At 39.0% G+C, this 10,720-nt stretch carries 11 protein-coding genes; 2 read left to right on the forward strand and 9 right to left on the reverse strand.

What is annotated here, in order from left to right; translation table 11 throughout:
* Positions 1–240: 240 nt before the first annotated feature.
* The 8 genes from I2503_RS07770 to I2503_RS07805 form a co-directional block, all read right to left on the reverse strand.
* Positions 241–918, reverse strand: a complete 678-nt coding sequence (locus tag I2503_RS07770; protein WP_196967577.1) for a peptidoglycan-binding protein — start codon at positions 916–918, stop codon at positions 241–243.
* 115 nt (positions 919–1,033) lie between these two features.
* The gene (locus tag I2503_RS07775; RefSeq protein WP_196967578.1) at positions 1,034–1,828 is read right to left on the reverse strand and encodes an energy-coupling factor transporter transmembrane protein EcfT; all 795 of its coding nucleotides are present in this window, start codon (positions 1,826–1,828) and stop codon (positions 1,034–1,036) included.
* Positions 1,821–2,660 (reverse strand): energy-coupling factor transporter ATPase, encoded by an 840-nt coding sequence (locus I2503_RS07780; RefSeq protein WP_196092252.1) that lies wholly within the window; start codon positions 2,658–2,660, stop codon positions 1,821–1,823. Before I2503_RS07780 ends, I2503_RS07775 begins: the two co-directional genes overlap by 8 nt.
* Positions 2,636–3,469 (reverse strand): energy-coupling factor transporter ATPase, encoded by an 834-nt coding sequence (locus I2503_RS07785; protein ID WP_196967579.1) that lies wholly within the window; start codon positions 3,467–3,469, stop codon positions 2,636–2,638. Before I2503_RS07785 ends, I2503_RS07780 begins: the two co-directional genes overlap by 25 nt.
* A complete protein-coding gene (gene pgsA, locus I2503_RS07790; RefSeq protein WP_196967580.1) occupies positions 3,466–4,005 on the reverse strand; it encodes a CDP-diacylglycerol--glycerol-3-phosphate 3-phosphatidyltransferase in 540 nt (179 codons plus the stop codon). The genes I2503_RS07785 and pgsA overlap by 4 nt, the downstream gene beginning before the upstream one ends.
* Before the next feature lie 10 nt (positions 4,006–4,015).
* Positions 4,016–4,906, reverse strand: coding sequence for a helix-turn-helix domain-containing protein (locus I2503_RS07795; protein ID WP_196967581.1), 891 nt, complete (start codon positions 4,904–4,906; stop codon positions 4,016–4,018).
* An 18-nt stretch (positions 4,907–4,924) separates the two neighbouring features.
* Positions 4,925–6,190, reverse strand: a complete 1,266-nt coding sequence (locus I2503_RS07800) for a pitrilysin family protein (protein ID WP_196967582.1) — start codon at positions 6,188–6,190, stop codon at positions 4,925–4,927.
* On the reverse strand, positions 6,187–7,443 hold the full coding sequence (locus I2503_RS07805) for an insulinase family protein (protein ID WP_196967583.1): 1,257 nt from the start codon (positions 7,441–7,443) through the stop codon (positions 6,187–6,189). The genes I2503_RS07800 and I2503_RS07805 overlap by 4 nt, the downstream gene beginning before the upstream one ends.
* Before the next feature lie 122 nt (positions 7,444–7,565).
* On the opposite strand from I2503_RS07805, the gene yaaA reads away from it, so the two are divergent.
* Positions 7,566–7,919 (forward strand): S4 domain-containing protein YaaA, encoded by a 354-nt coding sequence (yaaA, locus tag I2503_RS07810; RefSeq protein WP_196967584.1) that lies wholly within the window; start codon positions 7,566–7,568, stop codon positions 7,917–7,919.
* 2 nt (positions 7,920–7,921) lie between these two features.
* On the forward strand, positions 7,922–9,016 hold the full coding sequence (gene recF / locus I2503_RS07815; RefSeq protein ID WP_196967585.1) for a DNA replication/repair protein RecF: 1,095 nt from the start codon (positions 7,922–7,924) through the stop codon (positions 9,014–9,016).
* 1,127 nt (positions 9,017–10,143) lie between these two features.
* Here recF and I2503_RS09665 read toward each other — a convergent pair.
* Positions 10,144–10,431 (reverse strand): transposase, encoded by a 288-nt coding sequence (locus I2503_RS09665; RefSeq protein ID WP_196967587.1) that lies wholly within the window; start codon positions 10,429–10,431, stop codon positions 10,144–10,146.
* Positions 10,432–10,720: the final 289 nt, after the last annotated feature.

Here is a 10,720-nt window from a genome sequence, read left to right on the forward strand (position 1 = left end):
TTCCGGCCCCCTTATCCTCCACATACGCCTTACTATCACGTTTCTGTTCGTAGAGCCACGATTTCGCTATCCCTTCCTCTCCCCGCTACCTCACGATAGTCAGGCTTGGGAGTCGCTATTGGGTTCACCGGTAGCAGGTGCCCACAGAGGACTTACACCTCAGATGTACGACATGCCCGTCGTACCGGAAAAACGCCTGAGACCCAAATCTCTAGGCGTTCTTTTTCTATAATTTGTATATTAATAACCCCAAGCAGCAAGTCCTTGATTGCTATAAGCATTGTAGGCAGCTTGAATTTGATCTTCAACACTGGCTGTTGAACCCCAACCTGGCATGGTTTGGAAAAGTCCACTTGCACCCGAAGCATTAGCTGCATAGATATCTCCGTTTGATTCACGAGCAATAATATTTTCCCATGTTGCAACTGAAACACCCGTTAATTCTGCCATGCGAGCAGCTGCGTATTGTCCGTGTTCACCAGCAGTATTTCCATTGGCCAGAACAATTGAACCCGCTGCTGTAGTTGAGGAGTTTACTTGAGCAACTGGTAAGCTTGCTGGAGCTGTATAAGTATGATTTTCCGCTGTATCTACCAATGCAGTTACTTGAGTAGTCTCTGTAGAATTGCTTGAAGGATTCGCTTTCAAAAGTTCAACTTCAGTTGCAACTTTTGACTCTGCACTAGTTGCTGTTTCCTCTTGTACTTTTACTTCTCTCTTAGATGATGATTTCACTTGAGAAGATGAAGCTTTGTAAACAGTACTTGAAGATACTGTTTCTTTCTTTACGATTGTTGAAGATGCTATTTCTTTACTTCCAGTATAGTTTTCTGCTAGTACAGTCCCTCCAATTACAAGGGCTGATGCAGCTGTTAGAATTCCAAAGTTTCTATACTTTTGTTTTTGTTCTTTACGCATTCTTATCTCCTTTTTATCTATCCCTATCATACAAAGTGTTTATTACTCTTTTTTATAGAAAAGGTAACGTTTGTTACAAGGAGATGATATTTACAGCGTTTTTCTGTAATAAATGCTAATTTTTAAGGAAAAACAAAGCCAGAGCTAGACAGAAGAGTAAAAAGATTGACAAGCTATCTGCTGATTTCCAAGTAAGTTTACGATAACTTGTACGGTCAGCACCAACCTGATAACCACGTGCCTCCATGGCAGTCGCCAAAGAATCCGCCCGTTTAAAGCTCGAAGCAAAGAGAGGAATTAAAATCGGAATAAACGATTTAGCCTTTTCGAGAAGATTTCCCTCCCCAAAGTCAACACCACGCGCTCTCTGTGCGTTCATAACCTTTACAGTATCATCCATCAACGTAGGAATAAATCGTAAACTCATTGACAACATTAAACCAACTTCTTGTACCGGAAAACGGACCACTTTTAAGGGTTTCAATAAGGATTCGATCGCTCTCGCCAAGGTAAGGGGCATTGTTGTCAAGGTTAAGACTGTGGACCACAATATAATTGTCAAGAACCGAATAAAAATAATCGCAGCCTGAATCAATCCTTTGTCAGTTATTGTCAACCATCCCCATTGAAGTAGGGGGTCGCCAGAGTTTAGAGTAAATAGTTGGAAAGAAATTGTAAATAAAATCAGAAACCACATAGGTTTCAAGCCGTCCCAATAAACTTTCAAGGGTAAACCTGATAATAATAAAAGACATGCCGTCACTAACAAAACAAGAACATTTGTAACAAAATTGTTAGCCCAGAAAATCATCAGAACAAAGGCAAACATTCCCAAAAGTTTAGCCCTTGGATCTAGACGGTGAATAAAGGAGGAGCCTGGAATATACCGACCTAGAATCAACTTATCCATGGAAAACCTCCTTAAATTCCTTCAAAGTTGTTGGCAACCGATCAAAAGGGTATCCACGTTCTCTCAACGCTAAGGCAAAGCGAGTAATTTTGGGAAGACCTAAGTGTAGCCTTTCCATCCTTTCCACATCTTGAAATAATTCACTAGGAACCCCTTGAGCTTCCAATCGCCCCTTTGAAAGAAGATACACATAGTCTGCATAATTAGCCACGTCATCCATCAGGTGAGTCACCAAGATTATTCCAATTCCCTGGGCATGCAAATCAGAAAATAACTGCATAAATTCTTTACGTCCTGCTGGATCAAGTCCTGCTGTCGGCTCATCTAGAACCAAAATTTCAGGCTCCATGGCTAAAATCCCTGCCAAGGCGACACGACGCATTTGACCACCAGAAAGCTCAAAGGGACTTCGTTCAAAGAACTCAGGCTGAATGCCAACCATTGATAACTTTTCTCTAGCAATTCGATCAGCTTCCTCCTGGGATATACCAAAATTTTGTGGACCAAAAGCAACATCTTTTAACACAGTTTCTTCAAACAATTGGCTTTCAGGAAATTGGAAAACCAATCCGATTTTTTTCCGAACCTGCTTAATATCCTTCTGTTTACGACCGGCTTCCAAAATCAATGTGCCCACTTGTAAGTGACCTTTAGTTGGGAGTAACAAACCATTTAACAATTGTAGAAGCGTTGACTTACCACTTCCAGTGTGTCCAATGATCGCAGTGTATTGATCCTCAACAATGTCTAAATCAATATCAAATAAAGCTGGTCCTTCAAAAGGCGTCCCTGCTTGGTAACTATAACTTACATTGGAAACTCTAATTCCCATAGATAATCCTGCAATTCTTTTTCTGATAAATATGTCGGGCTATTTGGCCCCAAATCCAGCTCTTTTAGAAGTTGACTGGAAAAAGGGACATCTAAACCCAGTGCTTCTAAACCTTGACGTTGAAAGAGTTCTCCTGGTGTCTGGATAGATTCCACCTGTCCGTTTTTCATCACCAAGACTCGGTCACTAAGTGTCACCTCCTCTAAGTCATGGGTAACAGAAACTATCGTTAAATCCTCCTGCTTCCGAATATGAGAAATAGTCTCCATTAATTCCTGGCGACCTTCTGGATCTAACATGCTAGTGACCTCATCGAGGAGGATAATTTCGGGTTGTAGGGCCAGTACACCTGCAATGGCAACACGCTGCTTCTGTCCTCCGGATAGTCGTGCAGGTTCCCGTTCACGAAACTCCCACATATTCACGGCTTTCAGGGCTGCTTCTACACGATTTTGCATTTCTTCTCTTGGAACTTGATTATTTTCCAAGGCGAAAGCTACGTCATCCTCTACAGTTGCTCCGACAAACTGATTATCTGGATTTTGAAAAACAATACCTACTTGCTGTCTTTTTTCCCAAATGTTTTCTGCTGTCAGAGGTTCTCCATTTATGATAATTTGGCCTTCATCTGCTTCTAGAAGTCCATCTATCAGTCGTACAAGGGTGGATTTGCCACTCCCATTATGTCCGACAATCGACATCCATTCTCCTTGTTTCACGTGAAACTCAACCTGATTCAGGGTAGGGTGTTCATTGTCTTTTTGGTAACGGAAGCTGAGTTTACGAACTTCGATTTTCTTTTTTTTCATTTAAATGTATCCTTAAACAAGAAGGACGCGCCTCTGAAGTAGTCGTATCCAGAGTAAAGCGTAAAGAATAAAGCGATATAGAGTGTTATGTCAGCTAATAGGTGAAAATGGAGAAGATAGAAAATAATGGCAAACATTTGAGAGAAGGTTTTAATTTTCCCTGGCATGGCTGCGGCCAAAACAGTCCCCCCTTGTTCAACAAGGAGTAGGCGCAAGCCCGTTACGGCTAATTCACGGCAGACAATCAGAGCCGCAATCCAGGCAGGAATGAAATCTAGACCTACTAGCAAGATAAAGGCAGACATTACCAGTAATTTATCCGCCATTGGGTCTGCGAACTTCCCAAAATTTGAAACAACTTGCCACTTTCTGGCCAAATAACCATCTAAGTAGTCAGTGAAACTAGCCACTGCAAAAATAAGAGCCGCTAACCAGTGCAGGTCTGACCGACCTGGCAAACTAAGTAAAAGAATAAATAGAGGGATCATGGCGATCCGTATCAAGGTAAGTAAATTAGGGATATTTTCTTTTTTCATTGCTATCTCACTATTCTAAGCTGTCATTCTCAAGACTAGCTTCGGTGACGTTAGTCTCTTGCTCTACTGTGTTGCCACTATTTTCACTTGACGAAGTCATCTGTGAACTGGTGCGCAATACCAGAGTAATCGGCTCAGCAGGAAGATCGTCAAGTGGCACTTTTTGCCCATTTAAGGTCATTTCAACCGCAGTGGGATCACCTAATCCAATATAGAATTCATAGTTTGTTACCAACTCTGCTTCAAAGCTCGGATTGGCATTATTCAAAGTCACACCGTTTGCCACTTCCGTTTCAGAGACTGTAATCCAAGAACTGCCATTCCGAAGTCGACTCAATTTTAAATCAATAGGCTTATTAACACCAGAGGCTGTTACATAGGTAATACCATCGTAAGTAGACATGCTAATTGTTAAGTTCTCATCTTGTTCTTCAGACTGATTCGTCCCTTCCTCTGATTGACTGGAACTGGAACTGGAGCTGGTAATCGGAGTTTCTGAGACATGGTTAGTAGAGTAATTCCAAACAAAGTACCCTACTGACCCAAGAATTCCCAGTGATATGAGTACAAAATAAAAGACGGGTAGATAAGATTTTATTTTACGGCGTTCGATGCGAGTGGTTCGTCCCTTATCTTCATCAACTTCAATTTCATCGTAAGCCACCATAGAGCCATTTTCATAAGCTGCCAATAGAATTTTATCGTCGAGCCCTAATTCCCAGGCATACTTTTTAATAAAGGAGCGGGCATAGAAGGGACTGGGCATCTGGTCAAAGTCATTTTTTTCTAAAGCTTCCAAATATTCTAATTGAATGTCCGTAGCTTTCTGGATTTGACTTAATTTTTTTCCCTGATGAATTCGCTCTAATCGCAGCACTTCACCAATAGTAACTTTTCTCATATCAAGGTCCTTCTCTTTCTAGGTATAATTCGGTAATACAGTGAAATCCATCATGTCACAGTTCTCAATAAATTCACGTCCAACTTCGAGAACATCAACTAGATGAAGGGAGGGAAGAACGGCAGGAAGGTCAAAAAGATTCACCCCCTCCTTTCCTACCATATAATTAGTAAGGATAAAATCATAGTTATCCAACTGTCTGATGAAGTCTCCATACATTTCATTTTTCAACAAATCCAAATGATCTTCAGATAGGTCACGAGATTGTTGAAACCTTCTAACAATAGTTCGCAATTGATGAGACAACGAAACAGGTTCATCCGTATCCAGGAAAAACAATACATGGTGATAGGCTTCCTGGACCTCAACTTCTAATTGAAAGGAATAATCAATCTTTCCCAAATCCAATAGATCCTGATAGCGTTGGGATGTCCATCCTAACAACATGGAAAAAAAGAGTTGTAACTTAATCTTATAAACAAATACATCTTGTCCTTGTAAAGATTGACTTCCTCGTAAACCAATCGCCAATTTTGCTTTTGAAATATCCATTCGAATAGACTGACCTGTAATAACAGATTCACGCTTTATTGGAAGACGAGGAGGAAGAAGATCCGTCGGATTTGTCAATTTCGAAACAGACACTTCTAAATTCTCAACGATAAATTCAGGTTGAAAATCTCCAATTAAAAACAGATCCATGTTGTCAGCTCTGTAATAAGTGTTGTAAACCTTTTGTAAATCCATTAACTGAATACGAGCTAGGGAATCTTCAGTCCCCACAATCTCTTGAGCCAAAGCCGTCTTAGGATACATCCTTGCTAAAGTTTCTGTAAACAAGACTTGATCAGGATCTGATTTGTACATTTCCAACTCCTGGCGGATAATATCTCTCTCTTTATTAACAGCATCTTCACTCGTTGTAAAAGAGGATAGCATGTCAATCAACAATCGTGAATTCTCAATAATCTCTTGACTAGAAGAAAAAGTGTAGCCTGTGTAACCGTACCCTGTAAATGCATTACTATCCGTTGCAGACTCTGTAAACTTAAGTAAAAAATCATCCCCACTATCGGTTTCAAATATCTTGTGTTCTAAAAAATGAGCGATTCCAGATAAGCTTTGCGCTTGATTATCTAAACTTCCAAAGTTGACAGTTAGTAACCCAGCATGTTCCTTGAAATCTTTTTTGGGGAGCATTCGTAGTGTAAAGCCATTGGAAAAACGATAGGTAAACAAGCTTTCATCAATACTGGAAAAACGTTTTTCTTCTATTGCTTTCATAGATTACTCCCTTCCAAAAATGTCATGGATTGAAGCTGAAGACTTCTAGCCACAGCTTGGATCTCTTTTGTCGTCACAGCTTCGATAGCTTTTTTGAATGATCCATCAATCGAATAAGCAGCTCCAAACATCGACGTCTGATACATACGCTCCACTGAAGCCATCGGTGAATCTTCAATTTGAGTCATCAAATTCAGGAGCATTTTTTTACTCATAGATACCTGCTCCTCACTGATTATTCCACGCCGTAACCGATTCACCTCTTGTCGAATTAGTTTGAAAATCTGATTCCGCTTTGATTTTTCAAAACCGATATACATCCTGAAGAGATGAGAGAATATATGGAGTTGGCTTCCGACCGTATAGGCTAGACCTTCTTCTTCTCGGATTTTTCGGAATAAAAAAGAATGAGGGAATTGTCCTAATAGCGCATTTAACAAAACCAAAGCAGGATAACTACTTTCATCACGAAAAACAGGGGTATGGTAAGCTAGATCCAAAACAGATTGTTGACCCAAGGCTTTTTGGAAATTTTCTCGAACTATACTGTTCTCTGGTTGATAATGTTGCAGATTTACCTGATCTTTCCTTGGTTCAAATCTCCAGGTTTGGATTCGATCTCGAACAGCAGATTCTGAAAACTCTCCAAAGAATAGGAAATCAATCCGGTCATATTGTAACATCCGTTGAAATTCTCGATAAACTGACCGGGCAGTTTCAGAATTTAGCAAATCCTTAGTCCCGTATTGGCTAAGAGACCAGTCGGGATGGTTTCCATAAAAACTCTTGATTGATTCAGCTTTAGCTAAGCTAAAATCGTTCTCCCTTTCCTTTTCAACAAAATCCATTAAATTCTGTTGTTCCGTAAGAAAGAGGCTCTCGTTGAATCCCTCATCCTCGACCAAAGGTTGGAAAAGAACAGAGTGGATCAATTCAAAGATATTTTCTAATAAAAACTGCTTCTTACTTAAATAACGATCTTTCACAAATAGTAAATCAATGTCAACTATATGTAAATTCCCAATTGTGTGAATCGAAGTTGACAACTCAGCCCCATATAGAGAAGCCAAATGCCTTTGTAAATCCTTCAAACGTGGATAAGTTTTATTGGCTGTTTCTAAAATGGAGGCGACGATAGCCCTCGCTGAAACAGAATAGCGTGACAGAGAGGAGGTAAAGCGAATCTTGATAACATTGCTTTTAAATTTTTGACTATTTGTGACATGTAAATGTACACCGTCAACTAGTTTCATATTCACCTCGAAATTTAATCTATATAGGATTTCATTATACCACTAATCCCAATAAAAACATACTTTCCACACCGGAAAGCAAGAATAGATTGAGTATGCTATAATAGCCCCAGAGGTATATTATGGACTACAAATTATTTGATGAATTTATTACATTACAAGCCCTTTTAAAAGACTTAGGAATTATCCATAGTGGGGGTGCTGTGAAGGCTTTTTTAGCTGAAAATCAAGTATTTCTAAATGGAAATGAAGAAAGCCGACGAGGTAAAAAACTCTACCTACAAGATCAGATTCAAATTCCCAATTTAGAAATAGAAATTCAGTTAGTGACTCCTAACCAAGAAGAAATTTTAGAACACCGCGAAGCTCTTGCAGAAAAAGAACGTGTTGCTAAACTTGTCAAGGAATTAAATAAAAAACAAACTTCACATAAAGAAAAATCAAAAAGGAAACCTGTTCGGTTTCCTGGTAGGTAATCATGTGGTTAAAAGAACTGGAAATCCATCAATTCCGAAATTACACAGATGTAAAACTTCAATTTACACCTGGACTTACAGTCTTTCTGGGTCAAAATGCCCAAGGAAAAACAAACCTTCTAGAGGCCATCTACTTTTTGGCCCTCACTAGAAGTCACCGGACGCGACTTGACAAAGAATTGACACAATTCGATACCGATAATTTTCGTTTGCAGGGACTTTTATCAAAATTGACAGGAACCCTTCCTCTGGAAATAACTTGGACAAGCAAGGGACGAATGACCAAAGTCAATCACCTAAAACAAGCTAAACTGTCCAATTACATCGGACATATGAATGTTGTCCTCTTTGCTCCTGAGGATCTACAACTGGTTAAAGGCTCACCCTCATTGAGAAGGAAGTTTATAGACATGGATTTGGGACAAATTAAACCCACTTATCTAGCAGAACTTTCTCAATACCAACATATCTTAAAACAGCGCAATACTTACCTGAAATCCGGACAGTCTATGGACAGCAACTACCTTGACGTCCTTGATGAACAACTAGCACAATACGGAGCTAGAGTCATCCAACATCGACTTCAGTTTTTATCTAATTTAGAAGCTGTTGCTAGAACTCAACAAGAACATCTATCCCATGATCGAGAATTTTTAACAATTCAATATGAAAGCTCTATCGATTTACAGCCAGATTTACAATATCTTGTCAAAAACTTGATTGATGCCTTGCAAGAAAAAAGACAAAAGGATATCAAAAAGAGAACCACCAGTGTTGGTCCGCATCGAGACGATGTTCGTTTTTTTCTCAATGAAATGGATGCTAAGTTTGGAAGTCAGGGCCAGCAAAGAAGTTTGATTCTATCACTGAAATTAGCAGAAATTCAACTTATCAAAGATGTTACCAGAGAGAGTCCAATTCTCTTGTTGGATGATGTTATGAGTGAATTGGATAATCAGAGGCAGACACGCCTACTAGAAGCAATTAGTGGAGATATCCAGACATTCTTGACAACAACTTCACTTGATCATTTACAGGATTTACAAGTTGATTTACAGATTTATAATATCCATAATGGCACAATTAAGCCAGAATAATACCCCAACACTGCCAAGTAATATTTACAAATCTACGGTCAATTGTTGCTTTGTCTATAAATGTTAGTGGTTGTCGAACAAGACCTTAAAAAAAACAGGCTAGATTACCAATGTCATTAAGTTAAGACCTAGAACCTAGAATAAGACCGGTTTTGAAAGTCCAAATCTACATAGGAGTTTCGAAAGTGGTCTTTTTGTGCATGCCAAATAAGGTTTTTTTAAGCCTTTTAAAAAAATTATGATTCTTTATAGATGAAGCTTACTACTGATTGATTTTTCAGTCGCCTTTTAAACGTCCGACCTGGACAAATGATTGATACATGTCTTTCTATGTAAGTTTTCAATTTAGAAGAAGTGAGCCTGTTTTTAAGAAATTGTTTGCAGGCATAAACCGCATCAGAAAAGCAAGTTCGGTAGTTTTCCAAGTTCGGCATTGTATCACTAACTTTCATGATGATCCACTTACAGAAGTTAAACTCTGTAAAACGTGCATAGAGTTCTTGAAGAACACCTTCCTTCTTCTTTGCATGAAAATTAACCAGTCCTATAATAGACTTCCTGCGGAACTAATGTATTTGCTCCAATTTCTCAGCAAGAAATATCGTATAACCTCACTGCAATATCTTGTGACTCAGTCTTTTTTCAAGTGATAACTTCGATGAATCTCAAGTTCCATCACTGTTTTGCAGGAAGTCTAATACTATACTTTAGATTTCTAAAACTTGTCTCTATGCCCCATCTACGGGCATAGAGTTTTTTAATCTCCTCAAAAGGCACGGATGAGTTTGTAACAGGGACTTCATATTGTCCTTCATCTATCGGAAACTTTATAATTCGAAAATGCAGTTCATAAAATGGAGGATTACTTCCGTAGCTGATAGAGTCCGAGAGGAAATCAAATCTGGAATTATGGGAGACAAATCGATAATTCTTTTGTTTTGTTTGATTCCTAGACAATTTGATAGTAACCTCTTTTTCAATTGAAGTATCCGGTAAATGATACCTTGATGCAAAAGATTCCGGGCCATTCTGGACACGAATAATCTATTGCCATCCTTTTTCCTCAAAATGCGCCATAAGGTTGGTTATAACTTTCATATCCTCTGGCCATGACTACCAGGGCTGATTCAAAAGGGAGATACCTCCATCATGTCAATGACTGCCTGTCGCTCATCTGCTTTTCTTTTATCTTGTACTATAACATCCGTATAAATGCCTGAGTTTAGGTCATAAAATACATTAAGATGAATCAGGTTATACGACTTCTTTCCATCACCACCTTGAAAAGAGCTCCCCTCATATTTTGAATTTCTAGGAATATTCACGTCACTTCCATCTGCAGCTAAAATAGGGATAGAATCATGCCAGCGAGCTTGTACAAAAGCAGACTCTGTAGTCCAAATATTGGCATCCACAATTCCTTAGAAATAGAATTTCCGGACATACCAAGGATTAGATTCAACATTTTATCGAGAGATAGTTCCCGATTACGAGTAAAATCATGTGGATTATGGAGCAAACTTCGTCTATCTCGCTCAATCACAGTAACAATATAGTCTTTTAGATTATAAACTGTGTGTGGTATACTATTCCTATGGCATACGGAATTGATTTTAGAAAACGTGTCCTTGAATATGTTAAAGAGGGACATACACGTAAAGAAACAGCAGCTTTATTTAATATTAGCACCAACACTTTATACAG

The sequence above is a fragment of the Streptococcus sp. NLN64 genome, assembly GCF_015831295.1.
Lineage (GTDB): Bacteria > Bacillota > Bacilli > Lactobacillales > Streptococcaceae > Streptococcus.

Coding starts and splice junctions, on each gene's coding strand:
- I2503_RS07780 (WP_196092252.1), bottom strand. CDS start 2,660: ATGGGAATTAGAGTTTCCAATGTAAGTTATAGTTACCAAGCAGGGACG.
- I2503_RS07805 (WP_196967583.1), bottom strand. CDS start 7,443: ATGAAACTAGTTGACGGTGTACATTTACATGTCACAAATAGTCAAAAA.
- yaaA (WP_196967584.1), top strand. CDS start 7,566: ATGGACTACAAATTATTTGATGAATTTATTACATTACAAGCCCTTTTA.
- I2503_RS07775 (WP_196967578.1), bottom strand. CDS start 1,828: ATGGATAAGTTGATTCTAGGTCGGTATATTCCAGGCTCCTCCTTTATT.
- recF (WP_196967585.1), top strand. CDS start 7,922: ATGTGGTTAAAAGAACTGGAAATCCATCAATTCCGAAATTACACAGAT.
- I2503_RS07785 (WP_196967579.1), bottom strand. CDS start 3,469: ATGAAAAAAAAGAAAATCGAAGTTCGTAAACTCAGCTTCCGTTACCAA.
- pgsA (WP_196967580.1), bottom strand. CDS start 4,005: ATGAAAAAAGAAAATATCCCTAATTTACTTACCTTGATACGGATCGCC.
- I2503_RS07770 (WP_196967577.1), bottom strand. CDS start 918: ATGCGTAAAGAACAAAAACAAAAGTATAGAAACTTTGGAATTCTAACA.
- I2503_RS07795 (WP_196967581.1), bottom strand. CDS start 4,906: ATGAGAAAAGTTACTATTGGTGAAGTGCTGCGATTAGAGCGAATTCAT.
- I2503_RS07800 (WP_196967582.1), bottom strand. CDS start 6,190: ATGAAAGCAATAGAAGAAAAACGTTTTTCCAGTATTGATGAAAGCTTG.